Origin of the sequence: Streptomyces misionensis (assembly GCF_007896895.1) — a bacterium.
GTDB classification, from domain to species: domain Bacteria; phylum Actinomycetota; class Actinomycetes; order Streptomycetales; family Streptomycetaceae; genus Streptomyces; species Streptomyces misionensis_A.
In genome coordinates this window covers 15,227-31,697 of record NZ_VOGW01000020.1, presented here as the reverse complement: position 1 = coordinate 31,697, position 16,471 = coordinate 15,227, and the positions used below count along the sequence as shown (strand labels likewise).

Below are 16,471 nucleotides of genomic sequence, written 5' to 3'. Positions count from 1 at the left end.
TTGGGCGTGGGGGCGGGTGTCGACGGCTTGGGTGCCGGGGTGGCGGCGGTCGCCGCCGGAACCCCGGTGGCGAGCAGGGCGGTCACCGTGGCGAGGAGGACTCCGGCCGTGCGGCGTGCGGTGCGGGGCGGATGCGAGGACATGGTTCGTGAACGTAGACAAAATTCGCCCCGAGCGAAGTGGCTGCGGTCACTCGAAGCCCCGATTCGCCCGAATTGTGAGAAGAGCCACCGTGCCGGAGGCCATGCGGCGCACGCGGCGGCGTGGGTGCGCGGCCGGGCCGGGGTCCTCGCATATCGTCGGCCGGACCCCGACATCCGGAGTGATCATGCAGAAAACGGATGAACCGGTCGGTGTGCGGGAGGGCGTGGCGGCCGTCCCCTTCCACCCGCCCGCGCGCCGCGTCCGGGCCCGGCCGCTCGTCACGGCCGCCCTGCCGGTGGCGGGCGTCGCGGTGGTGCTGCTGCTCGGCGGCACCCGGTGGCTGGACCAGCCCGCCGTTCAGGCCTGGCGCACCGTCTGCCTGGCCATCACCGTCCAGGCGATCCCCTTCCTGATCCTCGGCACCCTGCTGTCCGGCGCCATCAACGCCTTCGTGCCCGCCGACCTGTTCACCCGGGTGCTGCCGAGGCGGCCCGCGCTCGCCGTACCGGTCGCGGGCGTGGCGGGCGCGGTGCTGCCGGGCTGCGAGTGCGCCTCCGTGCCCGTCGCCAACAGCCTGATCCGCAGGGGCGTCACCCCGGCCGCCGCCTTCGCCTTCCTGCTCTCCGCGCCCGCCGTCAACCCGGTGGTGCTCACCGCCACCGCCGTCGCCTTCCCGGGCGAACCCGCGATGGTCGCCGCCCGGCTGCTCGCCTCCCTCGGCACGGCCGCCGTGATGGGCTGGCTGTGGCTCTGGCGGGGCGACGAGAAGTGGCTGCGCCCCGCCCTGCGCCGCCGGCCCGCCGGGCACGAGCACGGCCATGCGCACGGCCACGGCCGCTGGACCGAGTTCCGGCTCGGCTTCCAGCACGACTTCCTGCACGCCGGCGGCTTCCTCGTGCTGGGCGCCATGGCCGCCGCCACCTTCAACGTCGCCGTACCGCGCGCCGTCCTCGACGCCTTCTCCGGCACCCCCTGGCTGTCCGTGCTCTTCCTGGCCGCCCTCGCCGTGCTGCTGGCGGTCTGCTCGGAGGCCGACGCGTTCGTGGCCGCCTCGCTGACCGGGTTCTCGCCGACCGCCCGGCTCGTGTTCATGGTGGTCGGCCCCATGGTCGACCTGAAGCTGATCGCCCTCCAGGCCGGCACCTTCGGCCGCGCCTTCGCCTGGCGGTTCTCCGCGGCGACCACCGTCGTGGCCGTCGCCGCCGGGGCCCTGATCGGAGGCGCCCTGCTGTGAGACGGCCCGTCCAGACCCTGCTGCCCGCCCTGACCGGCGCCGGACTGCTGCACATCGCCCTGTTCACCGACACCTACCTGCGCTACGTCAAGGCCGGGCTGCGCCCCCTGCTCCTCGCCTCCGGCGCCGTCCTGTTGCTGCTCGGACTCGCGGCGGCCCTCTCCCGGGGCACCGGCGAAGGACACCACGGGCACGACCACTCCGGCCCGCCGCGGATCGCCTGGCTGCTCCTGCTGCCGGCGCTGAGCCTGCTCCTGTGGGCCCCGCCCGCCCTCGGCGCCTACACGGCCGCCCGCTCCGCCGCCCAGCCGCTCGCCGCCCGCGCGAAAGGATTCCCGCCGCTGCCCGCGACCTCCCCGCTGCCGCTGACGCTCACGGAGTTCACCAAGCGGGTGCAGCAGGACGCGAGCGGGGCCATCCGGGGCCGCACCGTCCGCCTGACCGGCTTCGTCACCCCGGCCCCCGCGGGCGACGGCTGGTACCTGACCCGCATCATCTTCACGTGCTGCGCGGCCGACTCCCAGACCGTGAAGGTCCGCGTGCACGGCACCCCGCCGGCCCCCGCCGACACCTGGCTCGCGGTCACCGGGATCTGGCACCCCGGCGGCACCCTCGGCACCAGGACCGCGCCGGCCGAGCTCGACGTCCGCGGGAGCACCCCCATCGCTCCGCCCGTCAACGCCTACACCGACGACCTCCCCGTCACCCCGGGCTGAGGGTCCGCCGCGAAAGTCGATCGCCCGGCGTACCGGCGGACCCTAAGGTGGCCGGAAAGAGGCCGAACGGCCGGGTACGGACGAGGGAGGGGTCGTCATCGACCGGGTGGAAGTCAACGGTGCCGAGGCGGACGGCGAGGACCTGAGGATGCTCGCGCGGGCCCACTACGCGCACTTCTCCTCGATGCAGGCGCGGGACCGGGCCGTCCGCGGACTGGATCTGCACCTGAAGCGGCTGGACGACGGCACACGGGAGCTGTTCGGCACGGCCCTGGACAGCGATCGGGTGCGCTCCCTCGTCCGGCACGCGCTGCGTGCCGGACCGGACGCGGTGACGGTGCGGGTGACCGTCTTCAGCCGCCGGCAGGACGCCGTGCTGCGCGGCGAGCCGGTGGAGCCGGACGTGGCCGTGACGACCGGCGATCCCCTTCCCGCGCGGACCGCGCCCGTGCGGCTGCGGACCGTGGAGTACGAGCGGGACCTCGCCCACGTCAAGCACGCCGGAACCTTCGGACTCGGCCTGCACCGGCGCCGCGCGGTGCTCGCCGGGTACGACGACGCGCTGTTCACCGATCGCGACGGCCGGATCGGCGAAGCCTCGATCTCCAACATCGGCTTCTTCGACGGCGAGCGGTTCGTCTGGCCCCGGGCCGCCGTACTGCCGGGAATCACCATGCAACTGCTGGAGCGAGGCCTTGCGGCCAAGGGCGTCCCGTCCGAGCGGCGGGAGATCCACCTCCGGGACCTCGGCGCCTGGGCGTCCGGCACCCCGGCCCTCGCGGCCTTCCTCTCCAACTCCATCTCGCCGGCCGTCCCGGTCGCGGGCATCGACGAGACGGCGCTGTCCGTCGGTCCCGACGTGACGAACCTGCTCGTGGCCTGCTACGAGACCAATCCCTGGGACACCGTGTAGGGGCGTCGGGCCGTCCGTCCTAGCCGAACAGGCCGCGCACCCGGATCGTCTCCACCCGCCGCCAGGTGCCGCCGGGCAGCAGCAGCCACTGGTTGCCGGCGCCGTGCCCGCGCCAGTGCCCGGCGCCCGGGCCGGCGTGGGCGGTGCGGGGGCGCGCGCCGCGGCGCGCGGGCAGCGGGGCCCCGCAGTCGCGGCCGGCCCGGTTCTTGCCGTTCTTCTTGGTCCGACGTGCCATCCCTGGCTCACCTCCCGGTCCTCTCACCGCAGGATGCACCGCCCGGGCGCCCGGCGGCAGGGCCGAACGGACGCTCTTTTCTGGCGCCCCGGCCGCGCGTCGCGCAGCGTGGAGGACAGGGGGCACGCAGAGAGGTGGACAGATGGACCAGGACGTCTCCAAGCCCCGGGTCGTGGTGGGGGTCGACGGCTCGCCGTCCTCCTTCGAAGCGGTGCGCTGGGCCGTACGTTACGCCGGTTTCGTCGGCGGCGCCGTGGAGGCCGTCGCGGCCTGGGAAGTGCCGCTGTACGGCTGGTCCGCGCCCGCGGTGGACATGTACATCGACGAGGAGGCCACCCGCGAGCAGATGCGGCAGGAGCTGACGGAGGTGCTCGGCGCCGAGGCGGCCGCCAAGGTGCACACCCGCATGGCGCACGGCAACCCCGCCGAGGTCCTGCTGCGGGCCGCCGAGGGCGCCGAGGTGCTGGTCGTCGGCAACCGGGGCCGGGGCGGCTTCGCCCGCGTCATGCTGGGATCGGTCAGCCAGCGGGTGGCCGCCCACGCGGCCTGCCCGGTGGTGATCGTCCGCTCCGAGGAGACCTGAGCCCGCCACCGGGGCCTACGGCGGTCCGGGCGGCTCGCGCAGCACGCTCCAGGCGACCGGGCCGAGCAGGTCGGCCAGCCGTCTGAAGACGTCCAGCAGCAGGTCGTCCAGGGTCAGCACGCCCACCGGGCGCCCGCCGTCCAGGACGGGCAGCCGGCGCACCCCGGTGCGGCGGAAGGCGCGGTAGGCCGCGTGGATCTCGTCGCCCGCGTCGAGCGTGACCACCCGCGGCGACATCACCGCGTCGACGCGGCTGCCGAGCGGCCGGCCCTCGCCCAGCCCGCGCAGCGCCAGATCGCGGTCGGTGACGATTCCGCACAGGGCGCCGTCGTCGACGACGAGCAGGGAACCGACGGCGGCCTCGGCCATCCGCCGGGTGGCCTCCGCCAGGGAGGCGTCCGGGGCGACGGTCACGGGCGGCGCGGACATCACCCGGCCGACGCTCACCGGGCCTTGCGCGGACGGCGGGACAGGGGTCATGAGGGGGCCTTCCTCGGACACCGGCAAGGGGCACCGACGGGGACACCGGATCGGCGAACCGCTCCGGGCGCCGTCCTTCGGGCCGCGCCCGGAGCGCACCGCCGCCGGACCGGGGCCGTCCGGTCCCCGCAGGAAAGTCGGATTCCCCCGAAAAGGGACAATGTATCCATCCGTTCGCCCGTCCGGCCGTGTGAGCGTGGAGCCGGACCCGCCGGCCGCGCGCCGCTCGCGCGGCCCGAGACAAGACAGGTGAGAACGATGCCTCTGCCCCTGGTCGTGGGCGTCGACGGCTCCGACACCGGCCTGCTGGCGGTGGACTGGGCGGCCGACGAGGCGGTCCGGCTCGGGCTGCCGCTGCGGATCGTGCACGCCTCGCTCTGGGAGCGGTACGAGGACCTGCTCCCGTCGCTGGGCGAGGAGCGGCCCGCCCCGCGGGTGATGGCCGAGCACATCGTGGCCACGGCGGCCGAACGGGCCGGGCGGCGCGCCCCGAACCTCGACATCGGCTCCGTCGTCCTGGCCGAGGACCCGGTGGCCGCGCTGCTCGCCGAGGGCGACAACGCGACGGCTCTGGTGACCGGCAGCCGGGGCCGGGGCGGGCTGAAGAGCCTGCTCCTCGGGTCGGTCGCGCTGGCCGTCGCCGGGCGGGCCCGCGGGCCGGTGATCGTGGTCCGCGGCGACGCCGCGGGGACCGAGGGCACGCACGACCGGGTGCTGCTCGGCGTCGGCGAGCCCGGCGCCGCGGCGACGGCCGCCCGTTTCGCGGTGCGCGAGGCCGCGGCCCGCCGGTGCGTCCTCGACGCCGTGCGCGCCTGGCGCAGGACCGCACGTGCGGCGGTCGGGCGCGACGACGCGGACGAGGCCGCCGCGGCGATCGACGAACTGCTCGGGCCCGCACTGGCCGGGCAGCCCGGAGTACGGGTCTCCCGCACCGTCCTGGAGGGCCCGCCCGGCAAGGTGCTGCTGCACCGGTCGGCCGCCGCGGACCTGCTGGTCGTCGGGGTGCGCCGGGAACACGGCCGCGGCGGGCTCCAGCTGGGCCGCGTCACCCACCGGCTGCTGCACCACGCCCTGTGCCCGGTGGCCGTCGTCCCCCGGCTTCCGTGAGAGGTGCGGAAGCGGGTCAGCGCGCGGAGTGTTCCCTGGTGTCCTGCGGCTCCAGGTGGGAGGCGAGCACGGCGGCCTGGACCCGGCGCTGCACCCCGAGCTTGGCCAGCAGCCGCGAGATGTGGTTCTTGACCGTCTTCTCCGACAGGTACAGCTTCCGGCCGATCTCACGGTTGGTCAGGCCGTCCCCGATCAGCGCCAGGATGTCCCGCTCGCGCGGCGACAGGCTCGCCAGCTCCGGCGGCAGCGACGGCGTCTCCTCGGGGTCGGCCCGCAGCGAACGCATCAGCCGGGCCGTCGTCTCCGGGTCCAGCATCGACTGGCCGGAGGCGACCGTACGCACCGCGGAGACCAGGTCGGAGCCCTTGATCTGCTTGAGCACATAGCCGGACGCGCCGGCCATGATCGCGTCCAGCAGGGCGTCCTCGTCGTCGAACGAGGTCAGCATCAGACACGCCAGCTCGGGCATCCGGTCGCGCAGCTCGCGGCAGACCGAGATGCCGTCCCCGTCGGGCAGCCGCACGTCGAGCACGGCGACGTGCGGGCGCAGGGCGGGGCCCCGGACCAGCGCGTGCGCGGCGGTGTCGGCGTCGCCGACCACGGAGATGTCCGGTTCGGCGTCGAGCAGGTCGGCCAGGCCGCGCCGGACCACCTCGTGGTCGTCCAGGAGGAACACCCGGATCGGGTCCTGTGCCGTGAAGGTGTGTGTCTCGGTCATCTCGACCTCTCGTTGCGGAAGCGGCCGTGCGGCGGCCAGTCACCCGGCCGATCATCGTCGTCCGGCACCACCGGCACCAGGGCCGATCGGCCCTGGTTCCGTACGGAGGTGCCGGCCTGCCCGCCCTCAGGGTGTCATGCCCGGACGCCCCCGGAAGCGGCCCCTGCGGTCACACGCGTGCCGCCCGCCGACCGGCCGCCAGGTCGAAGCGCACGTCCACGACCCCCTCGACCGCGCGCACCAGCCGGGCGGCCACGGGCACCAGGGAGGTGTCCCGGATCCGGCCCAGCACGGTCACCACACCGTCCTCCACCCGCAGCTCCACGGCCGAGTCCGGCGGCGGGAAGAGCGGCGTCACGATCTCGCGCCGTACCTCCTCCTCGATCTCCCGGTCCCCGCGCAGAAAGACCTTCAGCAGATCGGCTCGGCTCACCACGCCCTCCAGCATGCCGGTGCCGTCCACCACCGGCAGCCGCTTGACCCGCGCCCGGGCCATGGTCCGCGCGGCCTCGGCGAGCGTCGCGTCCGCCCGGACGGTGACGGCGGGGGAGGACATCAGGTCCCCGGCGGTGATCGCCTCGCCCTTCGCCAGGTCGGCCGGGGGCCGCAGTCGCTTGTAGTCGTCCGCCGGGTCGTCCCGCAGCTCCTCCTCGGGCAGCAGATCGGCCTCGGAGACCACCCCGACCACCCGGCCCTCGCCCTCGATCACGGGCACGGCGCTGACCTGCCAGTCCTGCATCATCTCCACGAGCTCCTTGAAGGGGGCCCGCCGTCCGACGGCGGCGACGGTGGTCGTCATGACATCGCTGACGGTGTGCGGGGTGCCGTACATGGTGACTCCGTGGCTGCTCGGCGGACTCTCCCGGCCGGAGACGCCCCGGCGGGACTCTCTGTCCCCAGCGTGCGCCGGATGCCGCCGGTCGGCACAGGGGCCGCCCGGCCCCCGCGGCCGCCGCCTCCCCCGGGCCGGTCGGTCCCGGCCGGGGACCAGCGGCCCCTGATCGGCTCGCCGTCCGCGCACAACGCTGGGATCGTCGCTCTTGTCCCGAGCGGCGCGACCCCGAGAGGTGAGGACACCGCACGCGGTGGACACCCCCGCGGGGCGACCGGCGAGAGGTGGAGAGAGATGACCCGAACCGTCACCGCGGGCCTCGACGGCTCGCCCGAGAGCCGGGCCGCCGTCGAATGGGCGGCGCGCGAGGCGGCGCTGCGCGACCTGCCGTTGAAGATCCTGCACGTGCGGGAGCCCGAGACCGGCGAGGACGCCGACGAGCGCGCGGCCGCCGAGGCGTGGGCGCGCACCGTACGCGACTCGGCCGAGGGCCTGCGGCTGCGCCACCCCGGCATCGAGGTGGTCACCGACCAGGTCACCGGGGAGCCGGCCCGCGCCCTGGCCGAGGCCGCCGACGGCGCGGAACTGCTGGCGCTGGGCTCGCGCGGGCTCGGCCGGCTCGGCGGCTTCCTGGTCGGCTCGGCCGGACTGTCCGTCATCGCCCACACCATGCGCCCGGTGGTACTGGTCCGAGCGGGTGAACAGGCCGCCGACGAGCACCGGCCGGACCCCTCGGGCGTCCCGTCCGCCGCCACCCCCTTCCTGCCCGTCGTCCTCGGCCTCGACATCGACGACCCGGAGGGGGCCGGCCAGGCATTGCTGGAGTTCGCCTTCGACGCCGCCGCGCGCCGCGGTGCCGCGGTACGGGTCGTGCACGCCTGGACCCCGCCGCCGTACGCCGCCTACGGCATCCCCGCCGCACCGCCCGTGGTGCCCGCCTTCGGACGCCGGGCCTCGGCCCTGCTCACCGAGGTGCTGCGGCCCTGGCGGCAGAAGTTCCCGGACGTCGAGGTGAGCGAGGCGAGCCGGGCCGGCAACGCCGCGCCGGTCCTGGTGGAGGCCGCCCGCGACGCCTCCCTCGTGGTCGTCGGCCGGCGGGTGCGCACCAGCCCCTTCGGCATCCACATCGGCCATGTCACCCATGCCGTCCTGCACCACGTCGGCGCCCCCGTGGCCGTCGTCGCGCACGCCTGACCGGCCGGCCCCGGCACGGCAGGGCCGCATGGCCGAGAAGGAGCGCGCACGGCTCGCGTCCGGGGACGGCCCCGCCGACGATGGCCTGGGGCGCCGGGCGCCGGCCCACCGCGTCGCCGGCCTCCACCAGGGAGAGTGAACACGATGGACCTGCCCGTCGTCGTCGGTGTCGACGGCTCCGAGGAGAGCCTGCGCGCCGTGGACCGGGCGGCCGACGAGGCCGCCCTGCGCGGGGCACCGCTGCGCCTGGTCCACGCCTCGCTGTGGGAGCGCTACGAGGGTGCCCTGATCGCCCAGGAGGTCGGCAGGCCCGCCGAGGAGGTGATGGCCCAGGACGTCCTGGGCGCCGCCGAACGCCGGGCCCACCGGCGCCGGCCGGGGCTCGCGGTCACCACCGCCGTGCTCGCCGAGGAACCGGAGTTCGGGCTGGTCAACGAGAGCAGCCTCGCCCGCCTGCTGGTCCTCGGCCGCCGGGGCCGCAGCGGCGTCGCCGAACTGCTGCTCGGCTCCGTCAGCCTGTCGGTCGCCGCGCACGCCCGCTGCCCGGTGATCGTGCTGCGCGCGGGAGCCGAGGAGCCGGCGGCCTCCGGACGCGTCGTCCTGGGCGTCGCCGGGAAGGGCGCGTGCCCGGCCGCCGTGCGGTTCGCGGCCGAGGAGGCCGCGCTGCGGGGCGTGCCCCTGGAGGCCGTACGGGCCTGGCGGCGCCCCGCGCACACCGCCGCCGGGCACACGCCGGCCTCCGGCGAGCCCGCCCGCGACCGGGAAGAGGAGGCCGCCGCAGCGCTGGACGAGGCACTGCGGGACCTCCCGGAGGGCCTGGAGCCGCGTCGGCGCACCGCCGAGGGGCCCGCCCGCGACGTCCTCGTCGACGCCTCCCGGGACGCCGGACTGCTGGTCGTCGGCGCCCGGCGCCGCACCGGCCGCCGCTTCGGCCTCCAGCTCGGCCGGGTCGCCCACGGAGTGCTGCACCACGCGGCCTGCCCGGTGGCCGTCGTACCGGAACCCGCCTGACACCCACCCGACGATGACCCACCGACGATGATCGGAGCCCCCATGTCCCAGGACGCCGCCGGCCCGCTGACCGACGAGGAGCTGCGCACCCTGGACGCGCACTGGCGCGCCGCCAACTACCTGGCCGCCGGCCAGATCTATCTCATGGCCAACCCGCTGCTGACGGAGCCGCTGCGCCCCGAGCACATCAAGCCCCGGCTGCTCGGCCACTGGGGCACCTCACCCGGACTCAACCTCGTCTACACCCACCTCAACCGCGTGATCAAGGCACGCGACCTGGACGCGTTGTGCGTGTGGGGCCCGGGCCACGGCGGTCCGGCGGTCCTCGCGGGCTCCTGGCTGGAGGGCAGCTACAGCGAGACCTACCCGGACGTCAGCCGGGACGCCACCGGCATGGAGCGGCTGTTCAAGCAGTTCTCCTTCCCCGGCGGCGTGCCCAGCCACGTGGCACCCGAGACCCCCGGCTCGATCCACGAGGGCGGCGAACTCGGCTACTCCCTCGCCCATGCCTACGGCGCCGCCTTCGACAACCCGGACCTGCTGGTGGCCTGTGTGATCGGCGACGGCGAGGCGGAGACCGGGCCGCTCGCCGCCTCCTGGCACTCCGACAAGTTCCTCGACCCGGTGCACGACGGGGCCGTGCTGCCCATCCTGCACCTCAACGGCTACAAGATCGCCAACCCCACCGTGCTCTCCCGGCTCCCCGAGGCCGAACTGGACGAACTGCTGCGCGGCTACGGCCACGAGCCCCTGCACGTCGGCGGCGACGACCCCGCCGAGGTGCACCGCGCGCTGGCCGCAGCCCTGGACGACGCCCTGGACCGCATCGCACGGACGCAGCGCGGCGCCCGCGAGGACGGGATCACCGAGCGGGTGCGCCGGCCGATGATCGTCCTGCGCACCCCCAAGGGCTGGACCGGCCCCGCCGAGGTGGACGGCGAACCCGTCGAGGGCACCTGGCGCGCCCACCAGGTCCCGCTCCCCGGCGTCCGCGAGAACCCCGCGCACCTGCGGCAGCTGGAGCAGTGGCTGCGCTCGTACCGGCCCGAGGAGCTGTTCGGCGCGGACGGCCGGCCGGTCGCCGACGTCCTCGCCTGCGTCCCCGAAGGCACCCGGCGCCTCGGCTCGAACCCGCACGCCAACGGCGGCCTGCTGCTGCGCGAACTGCCGCTGCCGCCCCTCGACACCTTCGCCGTCCTGGTGGAGAAGCCGGGCGCGGCCCTGCACGAACCCACCCGGGTCCTCGGCGACCTCCTGGAGAAGGTCATGCGGGACACCCGGGACCGCCGGGACTTCCGCCTGGTCGGCCCGGACGAGACCGCCTCCAACCGGCTCCAGGCCGTCTACGAGGCCAGCGGCAAGGCGTGGCAGGCCGAGGTGCTCCCGGTGGACGAACACCTCGACCGGCACGGCCGGGTGCTGGAGGTCCTGTCCGAGCACCTCTGCCAGGGCTGGCTGGAGGGCTATCTGCTCACCGGCCGGCACGGGCTGTTCTCCTGCTACGAGGCGTTCGTGCACATCGTGGACTCGATGGTCAACCAGCACATCAAGTGGCTGAGGACCTCCCGGCGGCTGACCTGGCGGGCCCCCGTCGCCTCCCTGAACTACCTGCTCACCTCCCACGTCTGGCGCCAGGACCACAACGGGTTCTCCCACCAGGACCCCGGGTTCGTGGACCACGTCCTCAACAAGAGCCCCGAAGTGGTCCGCGTCTATCTGCCGCCGGACGCCAACACCCTGCTGTCGGTGGCCGATCACGTGCTGCGCAGCCGCGACTACGTCAACGTCGTCGTGGCCGGCAAGCAGCCCTGCTTCGACTGGCTGACCATGGACCAGGCCCGCGCCCACTGCGCGCGCGGCGCCGGGATCTGGGAGTGGGCCGGCACCGAGAACGGCGGCGAGCCCGACGTGGTGCTCGCCTGCGCCGGCGACGTGCCCACCCAGGAGGTGCTGGCCGCCGCCCAGTTGCTGCGCCGGCACCTGCCCGAGCTCGCGGTGCGGGTGGTCAACGTGGTCGACATGACCCGGCTGCTGCCGCACGACGAGCACCCGCACGGCATGCCGGACTTCGAGTACGACGGCCTGTTCACCACCGACAAGCCGGTCATCTTCGCCTACCACGGCTATCCCTGGCTGATCCACCGGCTCGCCTACCGGCGCACCGGGCACCCGAACCTGCATGTGCGCGGCTACAAGGAGTCGGGCACCACGACCACGCCGTTCGACATGGTGGTGCGCAACGACCTGGACCGCTACCGCCTGGTGATGGACGTCATCGACCGCGTCCCCGGCCTCGCCGTCCGCGCCGCCGGCGTCCGCCAGGCCATGGCCGACGCCCGCAGCCGCCACCACAGCTGGATTCGCGAACACGGCACCGACCTGCCGGAGGTCGCGGAGTGGTCCTGGGGAGGGTGAGGTTCGGCGGGCGAGGAGGGCCGGGAAGCGGGGGACCAGTGAGGAGGGGCGGTTAGGAGGGTAGGGGAGGAGCTGCCCCGACGCTCAGCGGTCCTCGCCCGTGAGCAGCGCTCTGTCCCGCGTGGACGGAGCGACACCGCGGGGGATCGGTGCCGCTCCTGCCTCCAGTGTCACCCATGGCCCGCGGTTCTCGACAGTGCCGTTCGGACCCGCCCGGGGCCGTACGGCCCGCGCCCCGCGCGCCGTGCCGTCCACGACCGCGCGGCGGTCGCTCGGGTGTTGGCATGTGCCAGGGGCACGAGGAGAAGCCGCGTCGCACTCGTGAAGGCCGCGTGTTCCTCCGGGTCGGGGAGCGGATACCGTGTCCTGAGAACCCGTCGGTTCGCTGGCATGGGCTGATGGGGAGTGGAGGGCGTGGTGACCGGAACGGAGGAGCCCGGCGTGCGGCTGCCGCAGCTGAAGCTGGACGAGCTGCTGGAGGAACTGCAGGCCAGGATCGACGCGGCCCGCGGTACCCGGGACCGGGTGCACAGCCTGCTGGAGGCGGTCCTCTCCGTCGGCCGCGAGCTGGAACTGGAGCAGGTCCTGCACTCCATCGTGGAGGCGGCGGCCGCCCTGGTCGACGCCGAGTACGCGGCGCTCGGCGTCATCGCCCCGGACGGCAGTTCCCTGGCCGCGTTCCACACCGTCGGCCTGTCCGACGAGCGGATCCGCGAGATCGGCCCCTACCCGGAGGGCCACGGCATCCTCGGCGAGCTGATCCGCCACCCCGAGCCGCTGCGCCTGCCGAAGCTGTCGGCGCACCCGGCCTCGTACGGCTTCCCGCCCGGGCACCCGCCGATGAACACCTTTCTCGGCGTCCCGATCCGCGTCCGCGACCAGGTGTTCGGCAATCTGTACCTCACCGAGAAGCGCGGCGGCCTCGACTTCGACGAGGAGGACGAGTCGGTCCTCGCCACCCTCGCCGTCGCGGCCGGCGTCGCCATCGACAACGCCCGCCTGTACGAGGACTCCCGGCTGCGCGAGCGCTGGCTGCTGGCGAACGCCGAGATCAGCCACAGCCTGATGTCCGGCAGCGAGCGCGCCGAGGCGCTGGACCTGATCGCGGAGCGGGCCCGGGAGAACACCGGCTCGGCCCTCGCGGCGGTCGCGATGCCGATGCCCGACACCGAGGCGCTCGGCGTGGAGATCGCCGTGGGCGCCCAGGCGGAGGCCCACCGCGGTCTGGTGCTGCCCCTGCACAACAGCCTCATGGGCCTGGCCTTCACCGCCGCCGCCCCCGTCACCAGCGACGACGTCGCCCACGACGAGCGGATCTGCCAGCAGCCGCAGCGCTTCGACGGCCTCGGCCCCGCCGTCGCCGTCCCGATCGGCACCGGCGAGCGCGGCGCCCGGGGCGTGGTCCTGCTGGCGCGGGAGAGCGACCAGCCGGTGTTCTCCGACAAGGAGACCGAGATGCTGCGGGGCTTCGCGGCGCAGGCCGCGATCGCCATGGAGCTGGCCCAGCGCCGGCAGGCCGCCCAGCAGATCGCGCTCCTGGAGGACCGCGACCGTATCGCCCGCGACCTGCACGACCTGGCGATCCAGCGGCTGTTCGCCACCGGCATGACCCTGCAGAGCGCGGGCCGCTTCATCGAGCACCCGGAGGCCTCCGAGCGGGTCCTGCGGGCCGTGGACGACCTGGACGAGACCATAAAGATCATCCGGTCGACCATCTTCGGGCTGCGGGCCCGCGAGGGCGCCGCGGCCGGCGGGCTGCGGGCCCGCGTGGTCAGGGTGGTCGGCGAGGCCTCCCCGGTGCTCGGCTTCGCGCCCGGCGTCCGCATGGAGGGTCTGGTCGACACCGACGTACCGGGCGAGATCGCCGACCATGTGGTGGCCGTCCTCTCCGAGGCCCTCACCAACATCGCCCGGCACGCCCACGCCGACCGGGCCGAGGTGCTGCTCGCCGCCGACGGGCACGAGGTACGGCTCACGGTCCGGGACAACGGCGTCGGCATCCCCGACGGCGGTCGGCGCAGCGGGCTGCGCAACATGGCGGAGCGCGCCCAGCGGCTCGGCGGCCGGCTCGAACTGAGCAAGGGGGAGCTGGGCGGGGCCACACTGGAATGGCGGGTTCCGCTGCCCGGTGCGTGACGCGGCGTCGGCACGGCCGCCGCGTGCGGGCGCGGGACCGGCGGGCACCCGGAAGTGCCCGGTCGGCCCAAGCCGGCGGCCGGGCGGCGGCCGCAGGCTGAACGTTGCCGGGCTTGCGGCACCAGAGCCCCTGGAGGTAGCCATGGACGGCACCCCTTCCGTCGTCGGCGATGTGATGACCCGCAGGGTGCTGGCCCTGCGCACGGGCGCGGGCTTCAAGGACATCGTGCAGGCCATGCGCGACTGGCGGGTGGGCGCGGTGCCGGTCCTCGACGACGCCGGGCACGTCGTCGGCGTCGTCTCCGAGGCGGATCTGCTGCCCAAGGAGGAGTACCGCGACAGCGACCTCGACCGGTACGGCAGGATGCGGCACCTCGCCGAGCTGGTGAAGGCCGAGGCGGCGACCGCGGAACGGCTCATGACCACCCCGGCGGTCACCGTGGCGCCGGACGCCACCCTCGGACAGGCCGCGCGCGTCATGGCCCGGGCCAGGGTCAAGCAGCTCCCCGTCGTCGCTCCGGACGGCGCCTTGCTGGGCATCGTCAGCCGCTCCGATCTGCTGAAGGTGTTCCTGCGCGGCGACGCGGAGATCGCCGAGGAGGTCCGCCGTGAGGTCGTCGGCCATCTCTTCGGCCCAGAAGCGGCCGGGATCCGGGTGGAGGTGCACGATGGTGTCGTGACGCTCGGCGGCCGGGTCCGCGAGACCTCCCTGGTGCCCCTCGCCGCCCGCCTCGCCCGGGCCGTGCCCGGCGTGGTGGACGTGCGGTGCGCGCTGGCCGGGCCGCCGCGCCGGCCGGACCTCGACCCGGACCTGCCGGACGCCGCGTCGGCCCGCACCCGCTGACCCGGGCCGCCGGCGCAGGAGAGGAGGCGGTGACGATGACACGCACACCTGCCACGACGGTCGGCCGGGTACGGCTGTGGCGGTGGCGGCGCAATCCGCTGCGGCGGCACAGCGACGTCGTCGAGGCCTGGATCGTCCTCGCCACCTGGGTCCTCGTCCTGGTCTGCGGTGTCCTCGCCGGTCTCCTGTCGGCCCGGGCCTCCGCCACGTCGTACGCCGACCGGCTGGCGCGGGTCCACCCGGTCACGGCGGTGCTCACCGGTCCCGCGGCCCCGACCCCGGCCGCCGGGACCGGCTACGACGACGGGCGGGTGTGGGCCACCGTGCGCTGGACGGACCCGGACGGCACGGTGCACACCGACCGCGCGAAGGTCGTGCCCGGCGCCCCCGCCGGGAGCAGTGTGACGGTCTGGGCCAACCGGGCGGACCATGTGGTCCCCCCGCCGGTCACCGGCGCCTCGGCCGACCTCCAGGCGGCCCTCACCGGCGTCCTCGTCGGCCCCACGGCCGGCGCGGCCGTGTGGTGCGCGGGGTGGCTGGTGCGCGGCCGGCTCATCCGGCGCCGCATGGCCGAGTGGGACGAGGAGTGGAAGCAGATAGGGCCCCGCTGGGGCAACCTCAGCGGCGGCCGCGGCTGATCCGCGCCGGCCGGACGAGGCTCACGCCCCGGTCAGATGGCAGTCCAGCCCCACCACGCCCTCGACTCCCCGGATCATCCGCACCGCCAGCGGGATCCGCGTGCCGTCCGGCACCTTCCCGGTCAGCGTCACCACGCCGTCGACCACGACCACGTGCAGCGGCTCGACCGGCGCCGGGAACAGCACGTCCAGCACGTCACGGCGGATCTCGTCGGCCAGTTCGGCGTCCTCGCGCAGGAACACCTTCAGCAGGTCGCCGCGGCTGACCAGGCCCTCCAGCACCCCCTCCGGGGTCACCACCGGCAGCCGCTTGACGCGCTTGAGCGCCATGATCCGCGCGGCCTCGGCGAGCGTGGCGTCCGCGTGCACGGTGACGGCGGGCGTGCTCATCACCTCCTCGGCGCTCACCGCCCCGGCCTTGGCCAGGTCCGCGAGCCGGCTCCGCTGGGTCATCCGGTCCGGGTCGCTGTCCCGGAACTCCTCCTTGGGCAGCAGATCCGCCTCGGAGACCACCCCGACCACCCGGCCGTCGCCCTCCAGCACCGGCAGCGCGCTGACCTTCCAGCGCTCCATGCGCTCGACGATGTCCTTGAACAGGGCCGTACGCCCCACCGCCACGACCGCCCGCGTCATCACGTCGCTCACCCGGCTGGGGCTCCCGGGCTCCCTCTCCGGCGCCGTCATTCCTTGCTCCCGCTGCCGTAGGGGGCGTAGAGGTCGAGCAGCCGGACCCGGGAGGCGTGCAGCCGCTGGGCCACCACGCGGCCGACCCACACCGCGACGGCCCGCCCGAACTCCGGGTCGCTGTCGCACAGCGCGCGCACGGACCCGGCGTCGAACTCCCAGGCCCGCACCGGGCTCATCGCCTCGGCGCCCAGGTGCCAGATATGCGGCGGGAAGTGCCAGGACCAGCCGACCAGTTCGCCGTGGCCGAGGGTCTCGATGACGGCGGGCCGGCGGCCCGGCACCCGCAGGTCGAGGGCGACGGTGCCGGTGCGCACGATCCAGAAGCGGTCGGCGCGCCGCCCCTCCTCGAACAGCCGGGTGCCGGCCGCGAAGGAGACCTCGTGGGCGAGGCTCGTCAGCCGATCGCGCTGTGCGGGGTCGAGCGCCGTGGTCATGGTGGTGGCGGAGGTCATCGCACCGGCTCCCTTCCTGGGTTCGTGTTCCCAGCCTGCGGGCGCCGCCCGCCCGCCCCCCGTCCCCGGACGCCACCCCCGCCGCAGCGCCGCCCGCCGCACCCCCCCCCCCCCCACCCCCCCCGCGCCCCA

At 75.1% G+C, this 16,471-nt stretch carries 16 protein-coding genes and 1 pseudogene; 11 read left to right on the top strand and 6 right to left on the bottom strand.

What is annotated here, in order from left to right:
* Window positions 1-328: 328 nt before the first annotated feature.
* The 3 genes from FRZ03_RS03695 to FRZ03_RS03685 all read left to right on the top strand — a co-directional run bounded on the left by FRZ03_RS03695 (window position 329) and on the right by FRZ03_RS03685 (window position 3,007).
* Complete coding sequence (locus tag FRZ03_RS03695; RefSeq protein WP_186785234.1) at window positions 329-1,378, top strand: permease; 1,050 nt, start codon at window positions 329-331, stop codon at window positions 1,376-1,378.
* A complete protein-coding gene (locus tag FRZ03_RS03690; protein ID WP_146463686.1) occupies window positions 1,375-2,094 on the top strand; it encodes a TIGR03943 family putative permease subunit in 720 nt (239 codons plus the stop codon). Before FRZ03_RS03695 ends, FRZ03_RS03690 begins: the two co-directional genes overlap by 4 nt.
* A gap of 106 nt (window positions 2,095-2,200) precedes the next feature.
* Window positions 2,201-3,007, top strand: a complete 807-nt coding sequence (locus FRZ03_RS03685; protein WP_222443335.1) for an aminotransferase class IV — start codon at window positions 2,201-2,203, stop codon at window positions 3,005-3,007.
* A 19-nt stretch (window positions 3,008-3,026) separates the two neighbouring features.
* Here FRZ03_RS03685 and FRZ03_RS03680 read toward each other — a convergent pair whose 3' ends face one another.
* The gene (locus tag FRZ03_RS03680) at window positions 3,027-3,242 is read right to left on the bottom strand and encodes a hypothetical protein (protein WP_146463684.1); all 216 of its coding nucleotides are present in this window, start codon (window positions 3,240-3,242) and stop codon (window positions 3,027-3,029) included.
* Window positions 3,243-3,384: 142 nt separating this feature from the next.
* On the opposite strand from FRZ03_RS03680, the gene FRZ03_RS03675 reads away from it, so the two are divergent.
* Complete coding sequence (locus FRZ03_RS03675) at window positions 3,385-3,825, top strand: universal stress protein (RefSeq protein WP_146463683.1); 441 nt, start codon at window positions 3,385-3,387, stop codon at window positions 3,823-3,825.
* A 15-nt stretch (window positions 3,826-3,840) separates the two neighbouring features.
* Here the strand turns inward: FRZ03_RS03675 and FRZ03_RS03670 are convergent, their stop codons facing one another.
* Window positions 3,841-4,305, bottom strand: a complete 465-nt coding sequence (locus FRZ03_RS03670) for a CBS domain-containing protein (RefSeq protein ID WP_261398512.1) — start codon at window positions 4,303-4,305, stop codon at window positions 3,841-3,843.
* 258 nt (window positions 4,306-4,563) lie between these two features.
* On the opposite strand from FRZ03_RS03670, the gene FRZ03_RS03665 reads away from it, so the two are divergent.
* Window positions 4,564-5,412, top strand: coding sequence for a universal stress protein (locus tag FRZ03_RS03665; protein ID WP_146463682.1), 849 nt, complete (start codon window positions 4,564-4,566; stop codon window positions 5,410-5,412).
* A 16-nt stretch (window positions 5,413-5,428) separates the two neighbouring features.
* Here the strand turns inward: FRZ03_RS03665 and FRZ03_RS03660 are convergent, their stop codons facing one another.
* Both FRZ03_RS03660 and FRZ03_RS03655 read right to left on the bottom strand, forming a co-directional pair.
* The gene (locus tag FRZ03_RS03660) at window positions 5,429-6,130 is read right to left on the bottom strand and encodes a response regulator (RefSeq protein WP_146463681.1); all 702 of its coding nucleotides are present in this window, start codon (window positions 6,128-6,130) and stop codon (window positions 5,429-5,431) included.
* Between the two features lie 169 nt (window positions 6,131-6,299).
* The gene (locus tag FRZ03_RS03655; RefSeq protein ID WP_146463680.1) at window positions 6,300-6,962 is read right to left on the bottom strand and encodes a CBS domain-containing protein; all 663 of its coding nucleotides are present in this window, start codon (window positions 6,960-6,962) and stop codon (window positions 6,300-6,302) included.
* A gap of 294 nt (window positions 6,963-7,256) precedes the next feature.
* Between FRZ03_RS03655 and FRZ03_RS03650 the strand changes: the two genes are divergently transcribed.
* The 6 genes from FRZ03_RS03650 to FRZ03_RS03625 all read left to right on the top strand — a co-directional run bounded on the left by FRZ03_RS03650 (window position 7,257) and on the right by FRZ03_RS03625 (window position 15,200).
* On the top strand, window positions 7,257-8,156 hold the full coding sequence (locus FRZ03_RS03650) for a universal stress protein (protein ID WP_146463679.1): 900 nt from the start codon (window positions 7,257-7,259) through the stop codon (window positions 8,154-8,156).
* Window positions 8,157-8,300: 144 nt separating this feature from the next.
* On the top strand, window positions 8,301-9,167 hold the full coding sequence (locus FRZ03_RS03645) for a universal stress protein (protein WP_146463678.1): 867 nt from the start codon (window positions 8,301-8,303) through the stop codon (window positions 9,165-9,167).
* Between the two features lie 42 nt (window positions 9,168-9,209).
* Window positions 9,210-11,582: a phosphoketolase family protein gene (locus FRZ03_RS03640; protein WP_146463677.1), complete on the top strand. Its 2,373-nt coding sequence runs from the start codon at window positions 9,210-9,212 to the stop codon at window positions 11,580-11,582.
* A 417-nt stretch (window positions 11,583-11,999) separates the two neighbouring features.
* Entirely contained in the window at window positions 12,000-13,718 is a 1,719-nt protein-coding gene (locus tag FRZ03_RS03635) for a sensor histidine kinase (RefSeq protein WP_146463690.1), read from the top strand.
* 142 nt (window positions 13,719-13,860) lie between these two features.
* The gene (locus FRZ03_RS03630) at window positions 13,861-14,562 is read left to right on the top strand and encodes a CBS domain-containing protein (protein ID WP_146463676.1); all 702 of its coding nucleotides are present in this window, start codon (window positions 13,861-13,863) and stop codon (window positions 14,560-14,562) included.
* Window positions 14,563-14,597: 35 nt separating this feature from the next.
* On the top strand, window positions 14,598-15,200 hold the full coding sequence (locus FRZ03_RS03625) for an Rv1733c family protein (RefSeq protein WP_146463675.1): 603 nt from the start codon (window positions 14,598-14,600) through the stop codon (window positions 15,198-15,200).
* Between the two features lie 24 nt (window positions 15,201-15,224).
* Here FRZ03_RS03625 and FRZ03_RS03620 read toward each other — a convergent pair.
* Window positions 15,225-15,884 (bottom strand): annotated as a pseudogene (locus FRZ03_RS03620) (CBS domain-containing protein); the annotation flags it as partial.
* Window positions 15,881-16,339 carry a cyclic nucleotide-binding domain-containing protein gene (locus FRZ03_RS03615; RefSeq protein ID WP_146463673.1) on the bottom strand — a complete coding sequence of 153 codons (459 nt, stop codon included), beginning with the start codon at window positions 16,337-16,339 and terminating at the stop codon, window positions 15,881-15,883. The pseudogene FRZ03_RS03620 and the gene FRZ03_RS03615, both read right to left, overlap by 4 nt.
* Between the last annotated feature and the right edge of the window lie 132 nt (window positions 16,340-16,471).